General features: G+C 63.9%; 20 protein-coding genes and 1 tRNA gene. 11 read left to right on the top strand and 10 right to left on the bottom strand.

The annotated features are described in order from the left end of the window. Positions 1–5: 5 nt before the first annotated feature. Genes RFN30_RS17910 through RFN30_RS17895 form a run of 4 tightly spaced genes read right to left on the bottom strand, consistent with a single transcriptional unit; the run spans position 6 to position 4438 of the window. Positions 6–782 carry an enoyl-CoA hydratase/isomerase family protein gene (locus tag RFN30_RS17910; protein ID WP_320263402.1) on the bottom strand — a complete coding sequence of 259 codons (777 nt, stop codon included), beginning with the start codon at positions 780–782 and terminating at the stop codon, positions 6–8. Beyond that, positions 775–2376, bottom strand: a complete 1602-nt coding sequence (locus RFN30_RS17905) for an acyl CoA:acetate/3-ketoacid CoA transferase (protein WP_320263401.1) — start codon at positions 2374–2376, stop codon at positions 775–777. Before RFN30_RS17905 ends, RFN30_RS17910 begins: the two co-directional genes overlap by 8 nt. After that, the gene (locus RFN30_RS17900; protein WP_320263400.1) at positions 2373–3389 is read right to left on the bottom strand and encodes a Gfo/Idh/MocA family protein; all 1017 of its coding nucleotides are present in this window, start codon (positions 3387–3389) and stop codon (positions 2373–2375) included. Before RFN30_RS17900 ends, RFN30_RS17905 begins: the two co-directional genes overlap by 4 nt. Then, a complete protein-coding gene (locus RFN30_RS17895; RefSeq protein ID WP_320263399.1) occupies positions 3386–4438 on the bottom strand; it encodes a LacI family DNA-binding transcriptional regulator in 1053 nt (350 codons plus the stop codon). The genes RFN30_RS17900 and RFN30_RS17895 overlap by 4 nt, the downstream gene beginning before the upstream one ends. 229 nt (positions 4439–4667) lie before the next feature. Between RFN30_RS17895 and RFN30_RS17890 the strand changes: the two genes are divergently transcribed. The 4 genes from RFN30_RS17890 (at position 4668) to RFN30_RS17875 (ending at position 9420) form a co-directional block, all read left to right on the top strand. Then, entirely contained in the window at positions 4668–5822 is a 1155-nt protein-coding gene (locus tag RFN30_RS17890; RefSeq protein WP_320263398.1) for a dihydrodipicolinate synthase family protein, read from the top strand. A 100-nt stretch (positions 5823–5922) separates the two neighbouring features. Next, positions 5923–7011: a GDP-mannose 4,6-dehydratase gene (gene gmd, locus RFN30_RS17885; protein ID WP_320263397.1), complete on the top strand. Its 1089-nt coding sequence runs from the start codon at positions 5923–5925 to the stop codon at positions 7009–7011. Positions 7012–7022: 11 nt separating this feature from the next. Continuing rightward, the gene (gene fcl, locus RFN30_RS17880; RefSeq protein WP_320263396.1) at positions 7023–7988 is read left to right on the top strand and encodes a GDP-L-fucose synthase; all 966 of its coding nucleotides are present in this window, start codon (positions 7023–7025) and stop codon (positions 7986–7988) included. Further along, positions 7969–9420 (top strand): hypothetical protein, encoded by a 1452-nt coding sequence (locus RFN30_RS17875; protein ID WP_320263395.1) that lies wholly within the window; start codon positions 7969–7971, stop codon positions 9418–9420. The genes fcl and RFN30_RS17875 overlap by 20 nt, the downstream gene beginning before the upstream one ends. 85 nt (positions 9421–9505) lie before the next feature. Here the strand turns inward: RFN30_RS17875 and RFN30_RS17870 are convergent, their stop codons facing one another. Beyond that, a complete protein-coding gene (locus tag RFN30_RS17870) occupies positions 9506–11782 on the bottom strand; it encodes an alginate lyase family protein (protein ID WP_320263394.1) in 2277 nt (758 codons plus the stop codon). A gap of 276 nt (positions 11783–12058) precedes the next feature. Between RFN30_RS17870 and RFN30_RS17865 the strand changes: the two genes are divergently transcribed. Together RFN30_RS17865 and RFN30_RS17860 are read left to right on the top strand one after the other, a co-directional pair. Then, a complete protein-coding gene (locus tag RFN30_RS17865; protein WP_320263393.1) occupies positions 12059–12265 on the top strand; it encodes a hypothetical protein in 207 nt (68 codons plus the stop codon). Between the two features lie 918 nt (positions 12266–13183). Then, positions 13184–13522, top strand: a complete 339-nt coding sequence (locus RFN30_RS17860; RefSeq protein ID WP_320263392.1) for a hypothetical protein — start codon at positions 13184–13186, stop codon at positions 13520–13522. 164 nt (positions 13523–13686) lie between these two features. Here the strand turns inward: RFN30_RS17860 and RFN30_RS17855 are convergent. Further along, positions 13687–13761, bottom strand: a tRNA-Val gene (locus tag RFN30_RS17855). 117 nt (positions 13762–13878) lie between these two features. Beyond that, positions 13879–14241: a cell cycle two-component system response regulator CpdR gene (cpdR, locus tag RFN30_RS17850; RefSeq protein ID WP_006199474.1), complete on the bottom strand. Its 363-nt coding sequence runs from the start codon at positions 14239–14241 to the stop codon at positions 13879–13881. A 165-nt stretch (positions 14242–14406) separates the two neighbouring features. Between cpdR and RFN30_RS17845 the strand changes: the two genes are divergently transcribed. Beyond that, the gene (locus RFN30_RS17845) at positions 14407–15348 is read left to right on the top strand and encodes an N-formylglutamate amidohydrolase (protein ID WP_320263391.1); all 942 of its coding nucleotides are present in this window, start codon (positions 14407–14409) and stop codon (positions 15346–15348) included. Positions 15349–15651: 303 nt separating this feature from the next. Further along, the gene (hisN, locus tag RFN30_RS17840; protein ID WP_320263390.1) at positions 15652–16425 is read left to right on the top strand and encodes a histidinol-phosphatase; all 774 of its coding nucleotides are present in this window, start codon (positions 15652–15654) and stop codon (positions 16423–16425) included. 13 nt (positions 16426–16438) lie between these two features. On the opposite strand, the gene RFN30_RS17835 is transcribed toward hisN, so the two are convergent. Together RFN30_RS17835 and RFN30_RS17830 are read right to left on the bottom strand one after the other, a co-directional pair. Beyond that, positions 16439–16882, bottom strand: coding sequence for a styrene oxide isomerase (locus RFN30_RS17835; RefSeq protein ID WP_320263389.1), 444 nt, complete (start codon positions 16880–16882; stop codon positions 16439–16441). 162 nt (positions 16883–17044) lie between these two features. Next, positions 17045–18001 carry an alpha/beta fold hydrolase gene (locus RFN30_RS17830; RefSeq protein ID WP_320263388.1) on the bottom strand — a complete coding sequence of 319 codons (957 nt, stop codon included), beginning with the start codon at positions 17999–18001 and terminating at the stop codon, positions 17045–17047. A gap of 468 nt (positions 18002–18469) precedes the next feature. Here RFN30_RS17830 and RFN30_RS17825 point away from each other — a divergent pair, with 468 nt between their 5' ends. Next, entirely contained in the window at positions 18470–18937 is a 468-nt protein-coding gene (locus RFN30_RS17825) for an Hsp20 family protein (protein WP_320263387.1), read from the top strand. A gap of 75 nt (positions 18938–19012) precedes the next feature. Here RFN30_RS17825 and RFN30_RS17820 read toward each other — a convergent pair whose 3' ends face one another. Continuing rightward, positions 19013–20065: a threonine aldolase family protein gene (locus RFN30_RS17820; RefSeq protein ID WP_320263386.1), complete on the bottom strand. Its 1053-nt coding sequence runs from the start codon at positions 20063–20065 to the stop codon at positions 19013–19015. Between the two features lie 491 nt (positions 20066–20556). On the opposite strand from RFN30_RS17820, the gene gltB reads away from it, so the two are divergent. After that, complete coding sequence (gene gltB / locus RFN30_RS17815) at positions 20557–25275, top strand: glutamate synthase large subunit (protein ID WP_320263385.1); 4719 nt, start codon at positions 20557–20559, stop codon at positions 25273–25275. A gap of 155 nt (positions 25276–25430) precedes the next feature. Further along, positions 25431–26885, top strand: coding sequence for a glutamate synthase subunit beta (locus RFN30_RS17810; RefSeq protein WP_320263384.1), 1455 nt, complete (start codon positions 25431–25433; stop codon positions 26883–26885). Positions 26886–26970: the final 85 nt, after the last annotated feature.

Genomic DNA, 26970 nt, shown 5'->3' with positions numbered 1-26970 from the left:
TTTCCCTAGGATCTCGAAAAGGCCGGCTTCCGCTTGGCCTTGAAGGCGCCGACGCCGGCCTTGAGGTCGCCAGTCAGCGCGATGAAGCCGCTGGCCAGCGCCTCGGTCGCGGCAGAATCTTCCTCGCCCTCGGCAATGCCGATCATCAGCTTGGCGGCTTCGGTCGCCAGCGGGCCGCGTTCCGCGATCTTTTCGCCCCAGGCTTTGGATTCATCGAACGCCTTGCCGCCTTCCACGACGCGGTCGACGATGCCGAGCGCGAGTGCATCGGCCGCCAGAAAAATCTCGCCCCCTATTGCCATGCGCCGCACCGCCTGCGCGCCGAAGCGGCGCACCGCACGCTGCGTGCCGGACCAGCCGGGCACGACGCCGATCGAGGTTTCAGGGAAGCCGAGCTTTACCTGAGTTTCGGCGACGCGGAAATCGCAGGCCGCGGCGAATTCCAGCCCGCCGCCCAGCGCATGGCCGGAGAGCACGGCGATGGTCGGTTGCCTGAGCCGCGCCAGCCGGTCGAAGACGCGGTGGCCATAGCGGACCCATTGTACCTGGAAATCGGCGGCGCTCATCGCGCCCCAGGCTTCGACGTCGCCGCCGGCGCAGAAGCCCTTGCCTTCGCCACGGATCAGCACGACGCGGACGCCCTCGGCCAGCTCTGCCTCATCCAGTGCTGCTTCGAGTGCGCGCAGCATCGGAACGTCGAGCGCGTTGAACTTTTCCGGCCGGCGCAGCGTAACGATGCCGATGGCGTCGTCCTGCTCGAAGGTGACGAGTCGCTCAGCCATGCGTGCCTCCAAGCGAGGCGCCGCCATTGAGCGACAGGCCGATTGGCCGATCCTGATAGAGGGCGGCAGGCGTGACCTTGAGGTCGTTGGCGACCGCGAGCGGAATGTCGGCCTGCGCCAGCACGTCGCGTTCGAGATCGATGCCGGGCGCCAGCTCGGTCACCATCAACCCGTCCGGCGTCAGCTTCATTACGCAGCGCTCGGTGACATAGGTGATGTCCTGGCCTTGCGCGACCGCGCGTTTGCCGGAGAAGGAGATGTGCTCGACCTCCTCGACCACCTTCTTCACCTTGCCTTCCTGGTCGATGCGGATGGCGCCATCGGCCAGCGAGAGTTTCGCGCCGGCGTTGAAGAAACCGGAGAAGACGATCTTCTTCGCCCGCGCGGTTATGTCGACGAAGCCGCCGGCGCCGGCCGTGACATGCGGCCTTGCCGAAAGCTTCGACACATTGACCGAGCCGTGGCGGTCGATCTGCAGGAAGGAGAGCAGCGAAGCATCGAAGCCGCCGGCCTGGAAGTAGATGAACTGGTGCGGCGAAGGCATGATCGCCTCGGCGTTGGAGGCGCAGCCGAACTTGAAGTCGAGCAGCGGCACGCCGCCGACCGCGCCCTGCTCGATCACCCAGGTGACCTTGCCGTGCTGGCCTTCCTCCAACAGGATGCGCGGCACGTTGGCGGAAATTCCGAAGCCGATGTTGACGGCCATGCCGTCGCGCAATTCCATGGCGACGCGGCGCGCGATCACCTTCTGGACGTTCATCTCCGGCGTGCGGAAAGTCGAGAGCGGGCGGAAGATCTCGCCGGAGATCGCCGGATCGTAAGGCGTCTGCGTCGTCTGCAGCTGGTCGGGCTGCACCACGATATGGTCGACCAGCACGCCGGGCACGCGGACGTCATGCGGCTTCAGCGTGCCGTTTTCGACGACGCGCTTCACCTGTGCAATGACGATGCCGCCATTGTTGCGGGCGGCTAAAGCTTGCTCCAGCCCGCCGAGATAGGCGCCCTCATGCTCGTAGGTGAGGTTGCCGCGCTCGTCGGCGGAGGTGGCGCGGATGATCGAGATGTTGGGGACGATGGCGCGGAAATAGAGCCATTCCTCACCGTCGAACTGCTCGACCGAAACGATCGGCTCGCTGGCCGCTTCATTCATGGCGCAGCCCTGGTGGCGCGGGTCGACAAAAGTGTCGAGGCCGACCTTGGTCAGCACGCCGGGCCGTTTCGCTGCGGCCTCGCGATGCATGTCGAACAGGATGCCCGAGGGCACGTTGTAGGCGGCGACCGAGTTGTCGCCGATCATCTTCCAGATTTGCGGCGGCTCGGAGGAAGAAGGGCCGGACGGATAGGAGCCGCAGAGCGTGCGCTTCAGCAACCCTGGCTTGGCGAGGTGATCGATGCCCTTAATGCCGTACATGTCGCCGGCGGCGATCGGGTGCAGGGTGGTGATCGCCTTCGGATGACCTTCGGCATCGAAGCGCTCGCCGATCGCGGCAAGCACGGCGTCGGGGCAGCCGAGGCCGCTCGACGACGACACCGAGACGACCATGCCGTCCTTGATCAGGCTGGCGGCATGGGCCGCCGAGACGAGCTTGCTCACGCGAGGCTCCCGAGTTGTGGGTCGATGGTCACCGCCTTGCCGGCCTTCGACGATTGCAGCGCTGCTTCAGCCGATGCCAGCGACCAGATGCCGTCCTCGCCGGTGGCCGAAGGCTGTCCCTCGCCGCGGATCGCGGCATGGAACTGGCGCAGCGAACGGGTGTAGAGGTCCTCGCGGTCGAAGCTCAGTTCCTCCTCGCCGTTTGCCGTGCGCAGCAGCACCGAGCCGACCGGCTTCTGCGTCATGACATTGGTGGCGATCAGCGAGCCTTCGGAGCCATGCACCTCGAAGCCGGTGCCGGCGAACTTCGTCATGAAGCCCTCGTGCGATTGCGCAATGACGCCGGACTTGAAGCGCCAGATGCACATGGCGCCATCCTCCAGCCCGCCGCTGGCCATGCCCGCCAATTGGGTGAAGGCCGAGATCTCGACCGGATCGTCGCCGAGCACGAAGCGCAGCGTGTCGGCATCGTGGACGGTGATGTCGAGCACGACGCCACCGCCGGCCTCGGGCTTGGTGATGCGCCAGCCCTGCAGGTTTTCAGGCAGGAAGACCGAATGGAAGACACGCGCGGCGATCGGTTTGCCGATGCGCCCGGCCGCAATCGCCTCGCGCATCGCGCGGTGGGCACCCGCATTGCGCAGATGATGGTTGGTGCCGAACACGATGCCGGCTTTCCTTGCCGCCGCAACCATCTTGCGCGCATCGGCGCTGGTCAGCGCCAGCGGCTTTTCGCACAGCACATGCTTGCCGGCCTTTATCGCGGCAAGTCCTTGTTCGAGGTGCAGCTCGTTGGTGGTCGAGATGTAGACGGCGTCGATGTCGGCCGCGAGCAGCGCGTCCAGCGTCGAGGCGGCGGCTGGGATGCCGTTTTCCCTGGCATAGGCCTGAGCGCGCTCCGGGCTCGAGCTCATCACGGCGGCGACCTCGCCGTCGGCCTGCGCACGGATGGCGTCGATCATGAACTGTCTGGCGATCGTGCTCGCGCCGATCAGGCCCCATCTCACGCTCATGCCGCATCTCCCATTCCAGCGTCGCGCGCATTGCGATCCGGGCCGCAGCTCTCCCTGACGGCCAGGCTGACCGCGCCGATATGATCCTCGGCGCGCGTCGTGCGCGACTGGATCATCTTCAGCATGACGTGGGCGGCGCGCTCGCCGAGGCCGGCGGTGTCGACAGCGACGCTGGTCAGCGCCGGCATATAGTGCTCGGCCTCGGCCACGTCGTCGAAGCCGACGACGGCGAAATCCGCCCCGGCCTCCAGGCCGCGTTTGCGCAGCGCCAGCATCACGCCAAAAGCGACGGCGTCGTTGAAGCAAAGGGCAGCCGTCGGCGGCTCGGCCGCTGCAAGCGCGGTTTCCAGGCAAGCCATGCCGCCCCTGCGGCTGGTCTCTCCTTCGACAATCGTTCGGTTGGCGGCCGGGATGCCAAGCGTCTCGCAGGCTTCGATGAAGCCTCCGAGCCTGTCGTGATAGACCACGAGGTCGGACGAACCGCCGAAGAAGGCCAGCCGGCGGTGGCCCTTGCCGATCAGATGCTGGGTGGCGAGATAGGCGCCGCGATGATTGTCGGGCGCGATCGCCGGTATGCGGCTCTCGGGCAGACGGCGCATGGCAAAGACGACCGGCACGCCGGCGGCCTCGATGCGGCGGAAGGCGCCGGGCGTGGTGCCGCGCGCAGGCGAGACGATCAGGCCGGCGACGCCCTGCTCCATCAGCGACTTCAGCACTTCTTCCTGGCGCACGGGGTTTTCCGCGGTGTTGGCGATGAAGGGCACGATGCCGGCGGCCTGGAAGACGCGCTCCATGCCGACCGCCAGCTCGGCGAAGAAGGGGTTGGTGAGATCGTTGATCACCATGCCGATGACGTTGGAATGCGCCTTGCGCAGATTGGCGGCGCCGCGGTTGTAGACATAGCCGACATCCTCGATCGCCTTGCGCACCTTGACCGCGGTCTCAGGCCGGATCAGCCCGCTGCCCTGCAGCACGAGCGATACCGTCGATTTGGACACGCCGGCCTCGCGGGCGATATCCAGGATCGTCGCCTTGGCCCGGCTGGCCATGTCCGTGCTTTCCTCCGCGTTCGGCTTTAAATCTATTGGAACGTTCTAAACGCTGTGCCAAACCGGAGTCAATCGGGATTCTCGCGAAATTCGAAAAATTGATGGATAGCCCGAAAATGCGGGACCCAGGGGCATGACGCAACATTGGATCGCTTCAGCTGCAAGAATCATAAAGGTTCTTGATTTATTGGAACGTTCCATTTATAGGCTGCCGCAAAGGGAGATTTCGATGGACATCATCCTGCCTGCGGAGAATGGCGACCGTGTCGGCTACCGGCTCGTCGGCCAACCGGCGGAGCCGGTCATCGGCGCGGATTTTCCGCGCGTCGCCTATGCCGCCGCCCATGTCGTCGTCAATCCGTTCGCCATGACCGATCCCTGGTCGCGGCCGGTGGTCGACTGGGACAAGACCATGGCCTTTCGCCATCATTTGTGGCGGCTCGGTTTCCGTATCGCCGAAGCCATGGACACGTCACAGCGCGGCATGGGCTTCGACTGGGCTAACGCAAAGGAACTGATCCGTCGCTCGATCGCCGAGGCGCGGACGGTGAAAGGCGCCGATCTCGCTTCGGGCGCCGGCACCGACCATCTGGCGCCCGCGGCGGCAAAGACGCTGGACGACGTGATCCGTGCCTATGAGGAGCAGTTCGCCTTCATCGAAGGCGAGGGCGGCAAGGCGATCATGATGGCGAGCCGCGCGCTGGCGGCGGTGGCCAAGGGACCGGACGACTATGCGCGCGTCTACGAGCGCATCCTTTCACAGGCTTCCGGCAAGGTGATCCTGCACTGGCTGGGCGACATGTTCGATCCGGCGCTCAAGGGCTACTGGGGAAGTGGCGATTTCGATGCAGCGTTGGAGACCGTCGTCGCCATCATCGAGCGGCATGCCGACAAGGTCGAGGGCATAAAGATATCGCTGCTCGATGCCGGCAAGGAGGTGTTGCTTCGCGATCGCCTCCCTGACGGCGTGGTGATGTTCACGGGTGACGATTTCAACTATCCGGAGCTGATCGCCGGCGACGGCAAGAGGCACTCGCATGCGCTGCTCGGCATCTTCGACGCCATCGCGCCGGTGGCCAACGCCGCTCTGGCAAAGCTCGGCGAGGGTGACCGGGCCGGCTATGACGCGCTGATGGCGCCGACGGTGCCGCTGTCGCGCAAGATCTTCGAGGCGCCGACCGAATACTACAAGGCAGGCATTGTCTTCACGGCCTGGCTGAACGGGCACCAGGATCATTTCGCCATGGTCGGCGGCATGCAGTCGGCGCGTGGCATATGCCACTACGCCGACATCTTTCGCCTCGCCGATCGGGCTGGTTTGCTGGCCAACCCCGACCTCGCCGTCGACAGGATGAAAGCCGTCTGCGCCGTCTCAGGCGTCTGAACGAGATTGGCCTATTTAGTCTAAATCTTCCCCCGCATAGGGATTTGCCTTCCGCCTGCAAATCTGCAATCGCTTGCCGAACTATGCGGGTGGTGGGACAATGACGGACAAAGTGGCTCGGGCAGACAAAGTCGCCCTTATTACCGGCGTGACCGGACAGGACGGCGCCTATCTGGCTCAACTGCTGCTCGACAAGGGTTACATCGTCCATGGCGTCAAACGCCGCTCCTCCTCGTTCAACACCGAGCGCGTCGACGATATCTATGTCGACCCGCACGAGGGCGACACACGGTTCTTCCTGCATTACGGCGACCTGACCGACGCGACCAACCTGATCCGCCTCGTCCAGGAGACACAGCCCGGCGAAATCTACAATCTTGGCGCCCAGAGCCATGTCCAGGTGAGTTTCGAGACGCCTGAATATACGGCCAATGCCGATGCGCTGGGCACGCTGAGGCTGCTCGAAGCGATCCGCATCCTTGGGCTCGAGAAATCGGTGCGCTTCTACCAGGCTTCGACGTCGGAGCTTTACGGCAAGGTGGCGGAAACTCCGCAGCATGAGAACACGCCATTCCGGCCTCGCTCGCCTTATGCGGCAGCCAAGCTCTATGCCTACTGGATCACGGTGAACTATCGCCAGGCCTACGGCCTGTTCGCCGCCAACGGCATCCTGTTCAACCATGAAGGCCCGACGCGCGGCGAAACCTTCGTCACGCGCAAGATCACGCGCGCCGTGGCCGCGATCCACCACGGGCTGCAGGACGCGCTCTATCTCGGCAATCTCGATGCCCGGCGCGACTGGGGCCACGCGCGCGACTATGTCGAGGGGATGTGGCGCATCCTGCAGCATGACGAGCCGGATGATTTCGTGCTTGCGACCGGCGACGCGCATTCGGTGCGCGAGTTCGTCGAACTGGCCTTCACTGAGACCGGGCGGACCATCCGCTGGCAGGGCGAGGGAGTCGACGAAGTCGGTGTCGATCAAGCTTCGGGCACCGTGCTGGTGCGCGTCGATCCGCGCTATTTCCGGCCGACCGAGGTGGACGCGCTTGTCGGCGATGCCTCCAAGGCGAGAAGCAGGCTGGGCTGGTCGACCACGGTCACCTTCAGGGATCTGGTGGCCGAGATGGTGAAGGCCGACCTGGCGCGCGCCGCCGGCGGCACCTGGCGCAACGGCCATTCGACGTAGAGCGGTTCACGATGGACACGACCTTCGACCTCAAGGGCAAGCGGATATTCGTTGCCGGTCATCGCGGCATGGTCGGCTCAGCGCTGGTGCGCCGGCTGGCGCGCGAGGATTGCGAGGTCCTGACGGTCGCGCGCAGCGAGCTCGACCTTCTCGACCAGGCCGGCGTGCGGCGCTGGATGAGCGAGCATCGGCCCGACGCGGTGTTGATGGCGGCCGCCAAGGTCGGCGGCATCCTGGCCAATGACAGCCTGCCGGTCGACTTCCTTTACGAAAACCTCGTCGTTGAGACCAACGTCATCGAGGCCGCGTTCCGCAGCGAGGTGCAGAAGCTGCTGTTCCTCGGTTCATCCTGCATCTATCCGAAACTGGCGCCGCAACCGATTCCGGAAGATGCGCTGCTGACCGGTCCGCTGGAACCGACCAACGAATGGTACGCGATCGCCAAGATCGCGGGCATCAAGCTTTGTCAGGCTTATCGCCGTCAGCATGGCGTCGACTACGTCTCGGCGATGCCGACCAACCTCTACGGGCCGGGCGACAATTTCGACCTCACAAGCAGCCATGTCGTGCCGGCGCTGCTGCGCAAGGCGCATGAGGCGAAGCGCTCCGGCGGCAGGACAATCGCCGTTTGGGGTTCGGGGAGGCCGAGGCGCGAGTTCCTGCATGTGGACGATGCCGCCGACGCGCTGGTCTGGCTGCTGAAGAACTATTCCGGCGACGGCCATGTCAATGTCGGCTCCGGCGAGGATGTCACCATTGCGGAGCTTGCCCGAACCATCGTCTCGGTCGTCGGCGCAGACGCCGGGATCACATTCGATCCGACGAACCCGGACGGCGCGCCGCGCAAGCTGATGGACGTGTCGCGGCTGTTCGCAACCGGCTGGCGGCCGCGATACTCGCTTCGCGACGGGCTTGAACAGACCTATCAATGGTTCCTCGAACATGTCGGGAAAGGCGATGTCCGTCTCGGCACCTGATCCCCTTTCGACACTGATCGCCGCCACCAGGAACGACGGGCTGGGCGGTCGCCTGCTGGCGATGGCGAATGCCAAGACGCTGGCCGACACGTTCGGTTATCGTTTCGGCTTCACCTGGAACCGGAAGGTCGCCGCCGACAAGGCGTTCCACGTCGTCGATGTCGCCGACAGGATTTTCTCGCCCGATTTCATCGAAAGGCATTGGCTGGGCGAAAGGGTCAAGGCGTCCAAGTTCGGCATTCTCGACGCAGCCGCGCTTGCCGGGCGCAGCCTCGGCGAGGTCGCGAAAGAGAAGAAGCTGCGCGGCTGGATCTGCGACGACTTTCAAATTCTGAGACATTTTCGCGGCGATGAGGCGCGGCTCGTTGCCCAGTCGGAGACGCTGCGCAGTTTCGATTTTTCGAGAACGGTGAAGGAAGCCATCGATGCCGCCAATCAGAGCCGGTTCCTCCAGCCGATGGCGGCGCTTCACCTGCGCAGCGGCGATATCGTGCACGGCAAGCATCGCGCGACCCTGATCTTTGCCGGAAAGGTCATCCCTTCGACACTGGCCCGGGCGGTCATCTCGCGGCTTTCGTCGATGGGCATGGCGACGCTGCTGATCGGCCAGCACCGTCCGACGCTCGATTATCTCAAGGCTGAAACCGGCGCGGTGCTGGCCAGCGATTTCGGCGCCGACGCGTTCGAGGACGAGACCTTGAAGGCATTCTTCGAGATGGCGCTGATGGCGCGCTGCCGGCAAATCTATTCGGGAAGCAGCATCTACGCGGAGATAGCGTCGCTTATGGGCGATGTCCCGCTCATGCGCGCGGCCGCCTTGTTCGATGCGCCGCGCGCCGCAGAAATCGTCCTCGATGAATTGAAGCATCGCCAGGCCAACTACCATCCGCGCGAAGCGGCCTTCGGCTATCAGGCGGCGTTCCTGGCGATGGAAGACAGGATCGAGCCCAGGCAGGCGCGTGAGATCCTGGACAAGGCCTATGCGCTCGATCCGGAAAACGATGCCTATGCCCTGAAGATCGCCTCGGCCTGTTTTCGCGAGCGTGACTATGCTTCGGGCGAAGCTGTGCTCAAATCGGTGATGATCCGGCAGTTTCGGCAACGTCCCAAAATCCCGCTGACGATTATGCGGCTGCTCGGCGACGAGCTGTTCCGTAGATATCCGTTCGCGGGGGATTTCGAGTTCTTCTTTGCCGCGGCGGAAGCAGGCTATCCCTATGCCGCGGCGTGTTCGGCCTGGATACTGCAGCAAGCGAAGGCGGACCAGGGGCGGGCGCTGGCCATGGCGGATCGCGCCGTGAAGGCCGACCCATCGGATCAGATCCTGAGGAAGGTCAAACGGCGGATTCTGCAAGGCAAAAAGCCGAGCTCCGGCCTGATCACCAAGGCAAGATGGCGGATCGCCTGGCTGCGTGGTCTTGGGGCGGCGTGATTGGGGGGGGCGGCGTGATTGGGGGGGCGGCGTGATTGGGGGGGCGGCGTGATTGGGGGGGCGGCGTGATTGGGGAGCGGCGCGATCAGGGCCGGCGCCATATCCAGAATGGCGCGATCGCGCAGTCCGGATGGAAGATCTGCTTCGTTGCTTCCGCTTGCATGCCAGCAGGCACGGTTTCGTCGAAATGATGCCGCGCCAGATCGTCCAGCAAAGGCCGGATGCGCTCCTGGTCGAATGTTTCGCCGGGCATCGTGGCCAGTGTATCGGCATGCGCCGCCACCCAGCGCAGAGCCTTGACCAGCCCCTGTCCGTCCTTCGCCCGGTAGGCCCAGAGATCGTCGCCGACCGAGGACAGGATCCGCGCCAGCGCCGTCCATCCCTGCAAGGTAAACATGGCGTAGTGCCTCGGGCGGGTGCGTGACAGTTCCTCGGGCAGGGAGCCGTCGGCCGCGATCTGGTCCGCGATCCTTTCCCGGGCATGGAGCCCTGCTTTTGCAAGCGCCGCGCCGTCACCCAGGAATGCCGCGATGGCAGCGCGCTGTAGGTCGAAGAAGACACCGTGGTTGTTCAGTCGGTGGAATTCAAATCTCGCGGCCGGCGCGGTGTCCAGCCATTCGCAATATGAAGAAAGCCAGGCTCTGAAGGCTTGGCTGTCCCGCTTGTCCAGCGCTCCGCTTCGCTCGATCAACCTGACCGCGTCGAGAAAGAAGTGGAGATCCGCGAGTTCGATGATGCCATATCCCGGGCCTTCATTGTTGTCGCGCTCGCATCGCACCTGCGCATAGCGCATGTTCGGGTTCATTCTCGTCGCCGGGTCCACGAACCATGTACGGATGAGCAGCGCGGCATGAGTGGCGTAGCGTGCCTCGCCAAGCACGGTCGTGGCCAAGGCAAGCACGGTGGTGTCGTCGAGAACCCGTTGCAGGCGCGTTCGATCGTAGGCTTCGCCGGCAGCATCATACAATGCTGTGCCGGGGGCGTGTTCGCCGTCGCGACGGACGAAGGGAAGGCCATCCGGCTTTCGCGGATCGGGCCACCAATAGGGGGCCGGCTGAAAGTAATCATGCGGATCGCCGCTCGGGGCACGGCCGGTCTTGTCCACGACACTGAACGGACCGCGCAGGAGCGCTTGCTCCGCGCAGGCGCGCAGCTCCTGGTGAACATGCGCGTTTTGCTCCCGGCGCGCGGCAACGAGCATGTCCTCGTCGTAGTAGGCCAGGCGTGCGGGATCGAGCGTTCGGGCGATCGCCCTGGCGTCGCAGCGGTCGAGCATGCCGACGATCGCCTCGTCGCGCTTGACCAGCCTGGCGCGGAAACCGGCCCGGCCGATTTCCAGATGCGAACGCCCTGAATCAAGGCGCGCAACCCAGCCCGCGCTCTGGAAAAGCCCGGCATCCGCCGCAAGGGGCGGGCGCGGGATGTCCCATGCGTCGTCGCGAAACCGGTCCCATAGTCCGGGGATGCCGAGCCGCCACAGCATTTCGACCTTCGGCCGGCGCCCGTAGCCGTATTCTTCGTCGAACAACTCGGTCGTGTCGTTCCGAAAAATGATCTGCGGCTCTTCCTGTGCCGGCGGCGTCAAAGTCTCGTCGAGCAGAAGCGCATTGTCGACGATGCGCGCCATCGGCACGACGAGGTAGCGAAAATGAGGGTTCTCCTCGATCGCCGCCCGGATCTGCCGGAAGGCCGGCAGCGTCAGATAGCAATTGCCGTCCCAGGGCATCAGCCATTTGGCGCGCCCGCGGGCAATCTCCAGCGCCGTGTTGCGCGCCCCGTTGTTGTTCATCGCATAGAGGTTCTTACGGCGCCGGATATGCGTTTCGTAGCGCGACGCATTCTGTCCGCCCGGCCGATTGTCGGCGTTGGAGAACCTGGATTCGTTCGCCGCCAGCCCGTCGGTGTTCCAGGGAACTTGCCGATAGGCGTCGAGATCGAACGGGATCCTGTGAAAGCGTTGACCACGGCTTTCCAACAGGCCGATGACGCGCGCCTCTTCGCCAGGATCCGTTATCCGGTTGACGATCCAGACCTTCTCGCAGTCCGGGAAGTCGGATTCATTGTCCAAAATGAACAGGGCGTTGTCGTATGACTGGCCCTTTCGGTGCCGCGGCTCCAGATCATTGCCGATGATCCGGACAAGCACGAAGCTGTCCTTCATCTTTGAAACCGGCAAGGCCTTGTAGCCGTCGCGCGCGGCTTTGATCCGGTGCCTGACGACATATCCATATTCGAGCTTGCGCTTGGCCCAGCCCAACGCGCCGCCGAGGCTCGACAATGGCGATCTGAAATGCTTCCTCGCCCGCTTGAGCTCGCGATATACACGCTGCCACGCCGGCCGCCGGGCCGGGCTCGCTGTCATGGCTGCCCGCCCGCAAGCGCGCAAAGGCGGTCAGCCTCGCAGGCCGCCACGAGCCTCCGCTTGCCGCCATCCATTGTCTGACCCCCCGATCGACAAGTATAGATTTGGTCCTAACCCTTAACAGCCCGTACGTCGCGGCTCAATCGGTGATCGCCGGCAGCTGCCGCGCATCGAAAAACCTTCGAAATATTTATTTGGGGTCCCTTTGAACCATTCCGCGATGAGGCGCGACCAAGCGCTGCGTCAAGAAACGAGGTTCATCAAGGAGAACGCCTCGTGTTCAATGCTTCAAGAAATGTCCTTATCGCGGCAATGGCGGTTTCGGTCCTGGCCGGTTGCAAGACGGCGACCACGAGGGAGTGCGACAATCTCAAGCCGAACGTCACCTATCACGGCAAGTGCTGCGGTATCGGTGCGCCCTGCCACGAAGGCAAGGGCGGCGGCGGCAATCCCGGCCATTCGCCGGATCCGGAGCCGCAATGAGAGCATGGGAATAGGGCAGTAAGGGAATAGGGCAATAGGGGAATTCGGGTACGCAGCAGCAAAGCCCTCCGTATTCCCTTATTGCCCATCTCACTCGATGATGGGCGTGACGAGGATGGCCTCTTCAGGCCTAACCTGGCCCCCTACGGGGGCGTGTGATGGAGTGTGCCATTTTAATACAATCCCCAATTGGTAGACTCCCACGATGCATCGGCAGCTACTGGCTTTCCTGAGGGCCAAAGGCGGGAGGCCAGCAGACTGGGAGGAAACGATGTCCGCCCAAAAAGAAGACTATCGAACCAACAGGGCTGATTATGTGGTTGCCGCGATGCAAGCCAGGGCGACAGCTGATGACGATCACCATGATGAGATACCGAAACGAGAAACGAGATCCCTGCGATTTGCAGATCGGCGACTCGCGAGATTGGCTGCAAACCCGTGTGAAACCTTGCCTGGACCGAGAACCAGGCCGCGCTTCTAGTTAGCTAATTTAGCCGCGCCGGTGACGGCGGCGAGCCAGACTTGGCGGCTTACTCGCCTTCATCCATATGGATGCATTCCCGGTTATATTGGCAGGAGCGTATATTTATTCGCCAGCCGGTGGCCTTGTAGCGATCCTCGCCGGCTAGGCCCGGCTCGTACTGGCCTACCCCGCCAGCGCGCCGGGCCGCCTTCCTCTTGGCGAATCCAAGTCCCCGCCCGTCGTGCGACCGTTCGCATGTAGTCTCCCCGCATCCGCCACTAGCATTCAGCCAGAGCTAATCTTGTGGTCCGAAGTGGCTGTTGTTCGGCCGCAGAGGCTGCATCGCTGCCCCTGAGCACAAATCTGAAGCTGATTGGCGAAATCTAAGCCTTTTGGAGAGCTACTGTCTTTGCGCAGAAGGACTAATGTGATTTTCTGAAAATAGTGGGGCTAGCATGGCAACCGAAAGCACCAAATGTACAGATTTTGCGCCCGAGAACTTGGTATCAGAGGCTCAGGCACGCCGTGATTTTCTCAAAAAGGCTGGCCGTTTCGCAGCGGTAACTCCACCAGCCATAACGCTTCTTCTTGGCACAAGCCTGAACTCCAAGGCTATCGCGAAATCTGGCGGATCACTTCCAGGCAATTCTGGCGGCTCAACTCCGGTCAACGGAGGGGGAGGCAACCCCTTTCGCCCTCACGGCCGAGCCCTCAATTCCGGTGGAGGCCATTCCGGCGGCGACAACTATGGTGGCGGATCTCACGGCGGTTCAAGGGCCGGCGATCCAAACTAAACGCCTACATCTGCCCGTTTGGCCACTTGCGCAAATCAACGTGCCCTTTGCTTTCGGCAATCGGCGACGAGTTGATGATCCGAGGTGATTCCGGAAAGAAGGTCCTTGCAGGACAGGAGCCTGCGTCCGCGCCGCAGCGGCTGGTATCTAAGTTATTGAGAGGATGGTGGGCGTGACAAGGATTGAACTTGTGACCCCTGCAATGTCAATGCAGTGCTCTCCCGCTGAGCTACACGCCCATCCGAAGCCGCGCATACACCATTTTTGGTCCGGCGCGTCAATAGCAGGAATTGTGAAAAGAAGCTCCGTTTTGCCGCACCGGCGGAAGCGCCGCCGATGTGTTGCCGGAAAATATCTCAGGCCGCCTGCAGCATCTTTTCGACCTCGTTGACGAGGTCGCGCAGATGGAACGGCTTCGACAGCACCTTGGCGTCCTTGGGCGCCTTGGAATCCGGGTTGAGTGCGACGGCGGCAAAACCGGTGATGAACATGACCTTGAGGTCCGGATCGATCTCGGTGGCGCGGCGGGCGAGCTCGATGCCGTCCATCTCCGGCATGACGATGTCGGTCAGAAGCAGTGAGAAAGGCTCCTCGCGCAGCCGCTCATAGGCGCTGGCGCCGTTGTCGAAATCGCTTACCTGGTAGCCTGCTCGTTCGAGCGCCTTAACGAGGAACCGGCGCATATCGTCGTCGTCTTCCGCCAGCAGAATGCGTGCCATCATATCCCGTCCGAATCACCCGCCCCAAGACTGTCGCCGGGCAAGCCCGTTAACCATCCTGTATATGAGGAAGAGACGGTAAACATCAAGTGAACGTTGGGTTGGTGCCTACCACTTCGGGCTGCCTTTTGGCGAGGCTGAAATGCTGGACATGCCGGGCGCAAGATGGCAGTTTTGCGTCATGATGCAGTGCTTCATCGTGGTTCGTTCAAATTGAAGACGGCAGCCGAGGATTTTTCGGTCGTACCACCCTTCGAAATCCGATCGGGCGCCGAGCAACGCGTCCCTTTCTTGTTCAATTCGCCGCATAGCGGCCGCCACTATCCCGAGCGCTTCCTGGCCATGGCGCGGCTCGACCGCAGCGCCATACGCCGGTCGGAGGATTGCTATGTCGATGAGCTGTTCGGCGGCGCCATCGCGCTCGGCGCGCCGATGCTGGCGGCGAATTTCCCGCGCGCCTATCTCGACGTCAACCGCGAGCCATGGGAGCTCGATCCGCGCATGTTCGCGGAGCCGGTGCCGTCCTTTTGCAACATCCGTTCGGCCCGCGTCGCTGGCGGACTGGGCACGGTGCCGAAGCTGGTGGGGGAGGGGCTCGACATCTATCCCGGCCGCCTGCCTCTGGCCGAGGCCGTGGGACGCATAGAGGCCGTCTACAAGCCCTATCACGAGACGCTGAAGCGGCTATTGACCAGGACCCATGCCAGGTTCGGCTACGCGGTTTTGATCGACTGCCATTCGATGCCGGCCAGCATCCGGGTCGGCGACAATGGGGTGCGGCCGGATTTCATCATCGGCGACCGCTTCGGCATTTCCGCCAGCGCGGCCCTGACCGAGACGGCGATCGGCCTGCTGACGGGCATGGGCTACGCGGTCGCGCACAACAGGCCCTATGCCGGGGGCTTCATAACCGAGCATTACGGGCGGCCGGCGCGTCATCTTCACGCGCTGCAGATCGAGGTCAATCGCGGGCTTTACATGAACGAGCGGACGTTCCAGAAATCGGCCGGCTTCGACGCTTTAGCCGACGACCTGACGCGGTTTTCGGCCGAGCTGATGTCTATGCCCGGCCATGATTTCGTCGATCTGCCGCTCGCCGCGGAATGATCGGGACCCGACGGTTCGCGGCTGAAAAAAAGACCGCATCGTTTTCACGACACGGTCGAAGTCTAGGGAGGAAACGCCCAAGGAGGGCATGGACAGCATAAGCTGTCCGAGAACAAAACTATTGTGCGATGCACAAATGTCAATCGACTTCGGGCTTTTTAATTCAATATGATGTGCAAATTCCGTTTCGACGGCTGAGGTGTGACATTCGGGCAACAAATGCGCGACGCCTGACCGGTTTTTGCGTTTTTGCTCCGGACAGAAAACGGCGGCTGCCGACGGCGCTGCAATGGGGAGAGCGAGTTGGATATCAGTACCGATTTCATGCGGCGCATCGCGCGTGCGGCCGCGGCCGAGACCCTGCCGCGCTTCCGCAGCCAGGGCGCGGTCGCCAACAAACTGGCGGAAAGCTTCGATCCGGTGACGGAGGCCGACCGCGAGGCCGAGCGGGCGATCCGGGCGCTGATAGCGGCTGAATACCCCGATCACGGCATCCTCGGCGAGGAGCATGGCAGCCAGAACCTGTCGAGCCGGCATGTCTGGGTCATCGATCCGATCGACGGCACACGCGCCTTCATTTCCGGTCTGCCCGTCTGGGGAACGCTGGTCGGTCTGACGGTCGACGGCGATGCCGTCGCCGGCCTGATGTCGCAGCCCTTCACCGGCGAGTTGTTCTATGCCAACGCGTCCGGCGCGCATTACGAAGGCCCGGGCGGCCCGCGCAAGCTCGCGACGCGCAAGACGACGGAGCTTTCGCAGGCGACGCTGTTCACCACCACACCGGCGCTGTTCAAGGGCGAGGCGCGCAACCGTTACGACCAGTTCGAGAAGCAGGTTCAGCTCGCCCGCTACGGCACGGACTGCTACGCCTTCGCCATGGTGGCGGCGGGCAGCGTCGACATCGTCGCCGACCCAGGCCTGAAGCCCTATGACATCGTGGCGCTGATCCCGATCATCGAAAAGGCGGGCGGCGTCGTCACCACATTCGAGGGAGGGCCGGCGGAAGAGGGCGGCGACATACTGGCGGCGGCGACGCCGGAGCTGCACGCCGCGGCGATGGCGGCGCTGCGCGGATGAGCAACCGGCATGCCTATGTGCCCGTGAGACGCAGACCCCACAGAACGAGTGCGAAAGAGATCAGGCCGGTCGGCGCGGACGAATACCCTATCCCTTTGATCACGCCTTCCTGGAAGGCACTCCCATGGAAGGCTCCGGCTGCCAGCGGCATTGTCTCGTTGCCGGCCCCCCAGATGCTGGCCATCACATAGGCCGCCAGGATGGCCAAGGCCGAATAGATCAGGAACCAGAATGCAACCCGCGACATCGCGGCGCCGAGATTGAGCCTGGGCCACATGAGACCCAGCGCCAGCAGAAGAACGCCCTGCAGGCCGCTGAGCGTGTGCGTGGACAGTCCGAGCCGCGGCGCGGCGAGGTACGGGATCGCAAACCCTTCGAAGGACGAAAACAGCAGGAGGACGACGCCGATCTGCAGCAGGCGATGGCCCTGACGCGATAGCGGGCTCGATGCGTTCATGTTCTCTCCTCCCGGTCCCTGTCGACTGGCGGATGACCTCTTGGACAGCAACGTAGCGCTCGGCGCCCGAATGGGAATAAGCGCCGAGGCGGCGAAGTTCGCCCGTCGATCGGGAAGCCACGCTGCGGACTGGCTCTCAGGACGGGCGTGCTGGCGAGCCGGTCAGGGGACGTCGCCTGTTCCAGGAATGAAAGCATCGAAGGCCGCGAGAAGCTGCTCGCGGTAGAGGTCCTTTTCCTGCAGGATCTCGTGATGCGCGCCGTCGATCATCAGGAGCGAGCCGACGCGCAGCCGCCTGGCGTAGGCTTCTACCGCCTTGGTCGAGACGACCTGGTCGGCGCCGGCGGCGACGATCAGCATCGGCACCCGGATCCTGGCCATGAAATCGGGGTCACTGACGGCCTCCGCGGCCTCGGCGGCCGCCTTCAGCCAGCGGATGGTCGGACCGCCGAGACCCAGCTGCGGCCAAGCTCTGTAGATGTCGGTGTTGCGCCGGTAGCGCTCCGGATCGGACGTCACCTTGTTGATTTCGAAGGGCGTCGGCAATTTCGGCCGCGGCCCGAAGGCGGCATAGAGGCGGCCGAGGCCCAACGCGCAGAATACCGCGCAGACGCGCCGTATGGTGGTTATCGAAACCCGCAAGTCAGGCACGGCCAGGAAGGGCGCGATCAGCACCATGCGCCGCACGCGGTTGACCATCGACGGCGAGGCGAGCAGCGCGATCACCGCCCCGGTCGAATGGGCGAGGATGTAATAGGGGCCGCGGCAATCCGGCAGCACGATCTCCTCGAAGAACTGCTCGAGATCACGGGTGTAGTCGCGGAAGCTGCGGACATAGCCGCGCTGCCGGTTGCGCAACAGGCGGCTGGAATCGCCCTGGCCGCGCCAATCGAGGATGGCGACGCCGAAGCCGCGGTCGGCGAGGTCGCGGATCGTCTCGAAATATTTTTCGATGCACTCGTTACGGCCGGTAAGCAGCACCACCGTGCCCTGCAACGGGCGGGCGACCGCGGCGAAGACGCCATAGCGGATCTTCCTGCCATCGCGGGTGGTGAAGAAGCCGCCGGCAGCGTTCTCCGGCGGCGGATTGCCTTCAGTCAGATAGAAAAGATCCGTCATTCGGCGCTTCGTTGCTTGTTCTTTGCCCGAACGGGCCAGGCGTTGCCATGGTGATAGACGGCCATGGCCCAAAAGCAAAGGCGTTGCGGGGATTTGCGTGCTTTCATGAAGCGGGGAAGACCGGAAGCGCCTGCGGCGCTTCCGGTCTCTGTCGATCCGGGAGGAAGGGACGTTGCACCCGGTTCGGCCTCGTCGCGGCGCAGAGATGGAGGCGCCGCATGTCCGTATGTTGACTGCAACTTAGCGAGGCCAGGCTGAATGGATGCCGAAGCCTTGGTTCATCTGGCGTTCATCGGGCGGGGAGATCGAAGGGAAGTTGATGGGGCGGGGTTCTTGAAATGGCCTTTTGCGCTTCCCAAATGGAAGTTGCGGTCGCCGATCTCGGGATCGCTGGCCTAACCGGAACGCCTTTCGAGGGTTTCGCACCGGGTCAAACGCAAACCATGTTGCTCACAAGGAGAACACATCATGCGTCACGTTGATTTTTCCCCGCTTTATCGTTCGACCGTCGGCTTCGACCGGCTGTTCACCATGCTCGACACGCTCGGCCAGCCCGAGAGCGCGCAGACCTATCCGCCCTATAACATCGAGCGCACCGGCGAGAACGCCTATCGCATCTCGATGGCGGTTGCCGGCTTCTCGGAAGACGAGATCTCGATCGAGGCGCACCGCAATGTGCTGACCGTCAAGGGCGAGCGCAAGGAAGAGGGTAACGGCGAGGGTTCCGAGCTGCTTTATCGCGGCATCGCCGCGCGCGCCTTCGAGCGCCGCTTCCAGCTCGCCGACCACGTCGAGGTCGAGGGCGCCACGCTGAAGAACGGCCTGCTCTTCGTCGACCTCAAGCGCAACATCCCCGAGGAGCTCAAGCCGCGCAAGATCGCGATCACCTCGTCTTCAGACAAGGCCAAGCAGATCGAGGCCAAGGCTGCCGCGTAACCCGCGAGCTCCATCTGGAAATACGTCTCCCTCCCGAGACGAGAGCGGCGCCGAAAGGCGCCGCTTTTTTGTCGCCTATTCGGCCAACAAGTGACCGAGACGATCGATCTCTGCCGTCGTGGTCGCGAAGCTGGCGACGAAGCGGTAGATCGCTTCGCTGTCGCCGAGATGGCCGTCAAAACCCTGCGGCACGCCCCATTCATAGAATTTGACGCCGGCGGCCTGCAGCTTTTCGGCAACCGCGCGGTCGAGGATGGCGAACACTTCGTTGGCCTGCGGCAGCCAGGCGAGCTTGCCTGCCGGCGCGTCCTCGATCGTCTCGGCGAGATATGCCGCCATCGCATTGGCATGCCGCGCCATCCTCAGCCACAGGTCGTCGGTGAAGTAGGCTTCGAATTGGGCGGAGATGAAGCGCGCCTTGGAAAATGTCTGTCCGGCGCGCTGGCGAAGCAGGCGCAGATCGCGGCCAACATCCGGATTGAAGATCACCACTGCGTCGGCCATCCAGCAACCGTTCTTGGTGCCACCGAAGGAAATGAGGTCGACGCCGCTCTTCCAGGTCATTTCCGCCGGCGTGACGTCGGTCGCGGCAATCGCATTGGCAAAGCGCGCGCCGTCCATATGCAGCGGCAGTTTATGCCTGCGGCTGACCTCGGCGATCGCCTTGATGTCGTCGACTGTGTAGACGGTGCCGACCTCGGTCGCCTGAGTGATCGTCACCGCCATTGGCTGGCCACCCGGAGCGAGGTCCTGCGAATAGCGTTTGATGGCCTTGTCCAGAGCCTGCGGGTTGATGCGGCCCAGGGGACCTGGAACAGGCGCCACGCGCGCGCCGCCGGTATAGAAACCCATCGCGCCGAACTCATCGACATTCATATGCGCTTCGGAATGGCAAAGCGCGATGCCGCCGATACGATTCACCGCCGCCATCGATAGCGCGTTGGCCGCGGTGCCGGTGGCGACGAAGAACACCTGAACCTCGCGCTCGAAGATTTCGCTGAAGCGGCGGTAGACGGCCCGGTCCAGGTCGCCGTCGCCATAGGCGGTCGCGATGCCGGCTGCATGACGTGAGAGGTTCGTCGAAATGTCGGGATGGATGCCCGCCCAGTTGTCGGATGCAAAAAACATCGAGAGGTCCGTATCGTGGTTGGCAAAAGCGGCGCGACTTGACTGCTTCGGCGTCCGAAGCGCAAGGGCCAATCCTTGGCAAAGCGGTGAAGCCAGAGGGGCAGCATATAGCTGCGACCAAAGCTTACGTTTTTCGATCCTGTCACGAAATTTTGTGTCGCGGCGCGGCCAAGATTTTTGTGAATCGGTCTTGTGCGGATCCCCGATTTCTGTCATAAAAAATTTAGGACAGTAGTGCTGTCTTATTTTGTCGCACAAAACAGGCTGGACTGGCGTATCATCGCTGCCATTCCGGCCATTGTCGCGAGCGGCGGGTAGACGGCTCCGCTCTGACCTGTACGATACCGGGTGCGAACCGGGCGTATGGCCGAATGGTTCGGCAAGAATTCGCGAGACGTGCAGCAAGGATGAAGGGGAAGCATTGTGCTTCCCAAGGCAAACCAGCGCCCCAAGCCAAAGCAGCGACAGGGTGCGGAACGGAGGATAGGACGATGACGGAACTGACGCCATCTGCGATCAACGGCCAGGCCGCGCAGACGAAAGCGGCAGCCGTCAAAACTCATACCACCGCCAATGGTTTGACCGCGCAGGGCCTCTACGATCCGCGCAACGAGCATGATGCCTGCGGCGTCGGCTTCATCGCCAACATGAAGGGTGGGAAGTCGCACCAGATCGTCGAGGACGGCCTGGCGATGCTGGAAAACCTCACCCATCGCGGCGCCGTCGGCGCCGATCCGCTGGTCGGCGACGGCGCCGGCGTGCTGGTGCAGATTCCGGACGCTTTCTTCCGCGAGGAGATGGCGGCCAAGGGCGTCGAGCTGCCGCCCGCCGGCCAATACGGTGTCGGCCACTGGTTCATGCCGCAGGACGCGGCACTTCGCGCCCATATCGAGGACATCATCGCCGAATCGGCACAGTCCGAAGGGCTGCCGCTCATCGGCTTCCGCGACGTGCCGGTCGACAATTCGTCGCTGTCGAAGGCGCCCGACATCGTCGCATCCGAGCCGTTCCACCGGCAGGTGTTCATAGGCCGCACGCCCGACATCACCGATGACGAGGAGTACGAGGCGAGGCTTTATCTGCTGCGCAAGGTGATCTCGGGCCGCATCTACGCCGAGAACGACAACAAGGACATCGGCGCCTATTGCGTGTCGCTGTCGGCGCGCACCATCGTCTACAAGGGCATGTTCCTGGCCTACCAGGTCGGCGCCTATTACAAGGACCTCACCGATCCGCGCTTCGAGACGGCGCTGATCCTCGTCCACCAGCGCTTCTCGACCAACACCTTCCCGTCGTGGAAGCTGGCCCATCCCTACCGCATGGTCGCGCACAATGGCGAGATCAACACGGTGCGCGGCAACAACAACTGGATGGCGGCGCGCCAGGCCTCGGTCGATTCCGAGCTCTTCGGCAACAACATCTCGAAGCTGTGGCCGATCTCCTATGAAGGCCAGTCCGACACGGCATGCTTCGACAACGCGCTCGAGTTCCTGTTCCAGGGCGGCTATACGCTCAGCCACGCCATGATGATGCTGATCCCGGAAGCCTGGGCCGGCAACAAGCTCATGGACGCCGATCGCAAGGCTTTCTACGAATACCATGCCGCGCTGATGGAGCCGTGGGACGGGCCGGCGGCGGTGGTCTTCACCGACGGCCGCCAGATCGGCGCCACGCTCGACCGCAACGGCCTGCGCCCCGCGCGCTACATCGTCACCGACGACGACCGCGTCATCATGGCTTCGGAGGCCGGCGTGCTGCCGGTGCCGGAGGAGAAGATCGTGCACAAGTGGCGGCTGCAGCCCGGCCGCATGCTTTTGATCGATCTCGCCAAGGGCCGCATCATCTCCGACGAGGAGATCAAGTCGGAGATCGCGAGCAAGCATCCCTACAAGACCTGGCTCGCCAACACGCAGCTCATTCTCGAAGACCTGAAGCCGGTGGAGCCGCGCGCGCTGCGCAAGGATGTCAGCCTGCTCGATCGCCAGCAGGCCTTCGGCTACACGCAGGAAGACACCAAGCTTCTGATGGCGCCGATGGCCACCACCGGCCAAGAAGCGGTCGGCTCGATGGGTACCGACACGCCGATCTCGGCGATGTCGGACAAGTCGAAGCTGCTCTACACCTATTTCAAGCAGAACTTCGCCCAGGTCACCAACCCCCCGATCGACCCGATCCGCGAGGAGCTGGTGATGAGCCTGGTGTCCTTCATCGGGCCGCGGCCGAACATCTTCGACCTGGTCGGCACGTCGCGCCGCAAGCGGCTCGAGGTGCGCCAGCCGATCCTCACCAATGGCGATCTGGAGAAGATCCGCTCCATCGGCCACACCGAGGACCGTTTCGACACCAAGACGATCGACATCACCTACGGCTCGAACGAGGGCGCGGCCGGCATGCAGGGCGCCATCGACCGGCTCTGCGAGCGGGCCGAGGCGGCGGTCGCCGGCGGCTACAACATCATCATCCTGTCCGACCGCCAGGTCGGGCCGGACCGCATCGCCATTCCCGTGCTGCTCGCCACCGCGGCGGTGCACCACCACCTGATCCGCAAGGGCCTGCGCACCGCGGTCGGGCTGGTCGTGGAATCCGGTGAGCCGCGCGAGGTGCATCATTTCTGCTGCCTCGCTGGCTACGGCGCCGAGGCGATCAACCCCTATCTCGCCTTCGACACGCTGCTCGACATGCACAGGCGCGGCGAGCTGCCGGAAGAGGTCGACGAATTCGAGGTCGTCTCCCGCTACATCAAGTCGATCGGCAAGGGCATCCTCAAGGTGATGTCCAAGATGGGCATCTCGACCTACCAGTCCTATTGCGGCGCGCAGATTTTCGACGCCATCGGACTCAAGTCGGATTTCGTCCAAAAATACTTCACCGGTACCGCGACGCTGATCGAAGGCGTCGGGCTGGACGAGATCGCGACCGAGACGCTCAGCCGCCATACCGATGCCTTCGGCAACGACCCGGTGCTGCGCAACACTCTCGAGGTCGGCGGCGAGTACATGTTCCGCATGCGCGGCGAGGCGCATATGTGGTCGCCGGATGCTGTCGCCAGCCTGCAGCATGCCGTCCGCCAGGGCTCCTGGGACACGTTCAAGGAATATTCGGCGCAGATCGACAGCGCGACGGCCAGAGCGCAGACCATACGCGGCCTGTTCAAGATCAAGCTGGCGGAAGAGACCGGCCGCAAGACGGTCGCGCTCGACGACGTCATGCCGGCGGCCGAGATCGTCAAGCGCTTCTCGACCGGGGCGATGTCCTTCGGCTCGATCTCCCGCGAGGCGCACACCACGCTGGCGCGCGCCATGAACGCCATCGGCGGCAAGTCGAATACCGGCGAGGGCGGCGAAGAGGCCGACCGCTACCTGCCGCTGCCCGGTGGCGGCAAGAACCCGGAACGCTCGTCGATCAAGCAGGTCGCCTCCGGGCGGTTCGGCGTGACGGCGGAGTACCTGGTCAATTCCGATGTCATGCAGATCAAAGTCGCGCAGGGCGCCAAGCCCGGCGAGGGCGGCCAGCTGCCCGGACACAAGGTCGACGCGACCATCGCCAAGGTCAGGCACTCGACGCCCGGCGTCGGCCTGATCTCGCCGCCGCCGCATCACGACATCTATTCGATCGAGGATCTGGCGCAACTGATCTACGACCTGAAGAACGTCAACCCGGCGGCCGACGTGTCGGTCAAGCTGGTGTCGGAAGTCGGCGTCGGCACGGTCGCGGCGGGTGTGGCCAAGGCGCGCGCAGACCACATCACCATCTCCGGCTATGACGGCGGCACGGGCGCTTCGCCGCTGACCTCGCTCAAGCATGCCGGCAGCCCGTGGGAGATGGGTCTTGCCGAAACGCACCAGACGCTGGTGCTCAACGGCCTGCGTTCCCGTGTGGCGCTGCAGGTCGACGGCGGCCTGCGCACCGGGCGCGACGTCATCATTGGCGCGCTGCTCGGCGCCGACGAGTTCGGATTCTCGACCGCGCCGCTGATCGCGGCCGGCTGCATCATGATGCGCAAGTGCCACCTGAACACCTGTCCGGTCGGCGTGGCGACGCAGGACCCGGTGCTGCGCAAGCGCTTCAAGGGCACGCCGGAGCACGTCATCAACTTCTTCTTCTACGTGGCGGAGGAGGTGCGGGCGCTGCTCGCCGAAATGGGCTTCACCCATCTCGACCAGATCATCGGCGACACCGACCTTCTGGAGAAGCGCGACGTGATCCAGCATTGGAAGGCGCACGGGCTCGACTTCTCGAAGATGTTCTTCAAGCCCGACGCGCCGCATGAGGCGCTGCACTGGACCGAGCGGCAGAAGCATCCGATCGACGACGTGCTCGACCGCAAGCTGATCGAGCTGGCAAAGCCGGCGCTGGAAGCCAAGCAGCCGGTGACCATCGAGCTGCCGATCCGCAATGTCGACCGCTCGGCCGGCGCGATGCTGTCGGGCGAAGTGGCCAAGCGCTTCAAGCACAAGGGCCTGCGCGACGACACGATCGCCGTCAAGCTCACCGGCACGGCCGGCCAGTCGTTCGGTGCGTTTCTCGCACGCGGTGTTTCCTTCGAGCTGGTCGGCGCCGGCAACGACTATGTCGGCAAGGGCCTGTCGGGCGGCCGCATCGTCATTCGGCCGCCGGAAGAGGCCAAAATCGTTGCGGCCGACTCGATCATCGTCGGCAACACGGTGCTCTATGGCGCGACCGAGGGCGAGGCCTATTTCGCCGGCGTCGCCGGCGAGCGCTTCGCGGTGCGCAATTCCGGCGTCGTCACCGTCGTCGAGGGCGTCGGCGACCATGGCTGCGAATACATGACCGGCGGCATCGTCGTCGTCATCGGCAAAACGGGGCGCAACTTCGCCGCCGGCATGTCGGGCGGCGTCGCCTATGTGCTGGACGAGAAGGGCGATTTCGCCGAGCGCTGCAACATGGCGATGGTCGAGCTGGAGCCGGTTCCGGAAGAGGACGACCTGATGGAGAAGCTCCTCCATCACGGCGGCGACCTCGACCACAAGGGGCGCGTCGACGTCTCCGGCGACATGACCAGCCACGACGAGGAGCGGCTCTATCAGCTGATCTCGAACCACGTCCATTACACGGGCTCGGTGCGCGGCCGCGAGATCCTCGACAACTGGGCAAGCTTCCGGCCGAAATTCCGGAAAATCATGCCGGTTGAGTATCGCCGCGCGCTGATCGAGATGGAACGCATGCGCATGAGCGTGGCGGCGGAATAGGCTTCGGGCATGGCCGGGGAGACAATGCCCCGGCCGGCATCCTCACCAACAATCCTGACCTCGGAACCAAGGTTGCCATGGCGGCCTTATGAGGTTAACGGGTGCGCCGACAAGCTAGGCTTTCGAGCGTGCCTTCGGACAGCAGGGACTGGACTATGGGCAAGGTAACAGGGTTTCTCGAAATCGACCGGCAGGTGCACAAGTACCAGCCTGCCTCGGACCGTATCCGGCATTTCCGCGAATTCACGCTGCCGATGTCGGACAAGGAGGTCGAGAAACAGGCCGCGCGCTGCATGGATTGCGGTATCCCGTTCTGCCATGGGCCGACCGGTTGCCCGATCCACAACCAGATCCCGGACTGGAACGACCTCGTCTATAACGGCGACTGGGACAGCGCGATCCGCAACCTGCACTCGACCAACAATTTCCCGGAGTTCACCGGCCGCATCTGCCCGGCGCCTTGCGAGGAAGCCTGCACGCTGAACCTCGAGGACATTCCGGTCGCCATCAAGACGGTCGAGCAGGCGATCGCCGACAAGGCTTATGAGACCGGCCACATCCGGCCCTATCCGCCGGAGAAGAAGACGGGCAAGCGTGTCGCCGTCATCGGCTCCGGGCCGGCCGGTATGTCAGCAGCGCAGCAGCTCGGCCGCGCCGGCCACGACGTGCATGTCTATGAGCGCGAGAGCCGGCCGGGCGGGCTGATGCGCTACGGCATTCCAGACTTCAAGATCGAGAAGCATTACATCGACCGCCGCATCGAGCAGATGCAGGGCGAGGGTGTGACCTTCCATTGCGGCGTCAATGTCGGCGTCGACAAGTCGGTTGCCGAGCTCCTCGCCGAGTACGACGCCGTGCTCTATTGCGGCGGCTCGGAAACGCCGCGGCCCGCCAACATCCCGGGCGACGATCTCAGCGGCGTCTACGATGCGATGCCCTATCTGGTGCAGCAGAACCGCCGCGTCGGCGGCGAGCCGATCCAGTCGATAGCCTGGCCCTCGCATCCGATCATCGCCGGGGGCCAGCACGTTGTGGTGGTCGGCGGCGGCGACACCGCGTCCGACTGCATCGGCACCGCCTTCCGGCAGGGCGCGGTGCGCGTCACCCAGCTCGACATCCGCCCGCAGCCGCCGGAGAAGGAAGACAAGCTCGCGGTCTGGCCCTACTGGGCGACGAAGATGCGCACGTCCTCCTCGCAGGCCGAGGGCGCGGAGCGCGAATTCCAGGTGGCGACGCTCGAATTCATCGGCGAAGACGGCCAGCTGACCGGCGTCCGCTGCTGCGAGGTCGACGAGAAGCGCAAGCCGATCGCCGGCACCGAATTCGTCATCCGTGCCGATCTCGCCTTCATCGCAATCGGCTTTGCCGGTCCGGCGAGCGACAGCGTGATGAAGGAGCTCGACGGCGAGATAAAGGTGGTCACCGACAGCCGCCGCTCGCGAAACGTCGAGGCCAACGACCGCGATTACAGGACCAGCGTCGACAAGCTCTATGCAGCCGGCGACGTGCGCCGCGGCCAGTCGCTGGTGGTGTGGGCGATCCGCGAGGGCCGCCAGGCGGCGCGTGCGATCGACGAGGCGCTGATGGGGTCAAGCGTACTGCCGCGCTGACCCGTCTTTGAATTCTGCTCCTGCGGCCGGCTGCTGGAGCGAATTTCCAGAAACGCTCTCTCGACGCCGATGGGCCGGTCAAGAA

The organism is Mesorhizobium dulcispinae (genome assembly GCF_033977345.1).
Classification (GTDB): domain Bacteria; phylum Pseudomonadota; class Alphaproteobacteria; order Rhizobiales; family Rhizobiaceae; genus Mesorhizobium; species Mesorhizobium dulcispinae.
The sequence above is the reverse complement of the archived record's forward strand: the minus strand, read 5'-3'. Positions and strand labels throughout refer to the sequence as shown.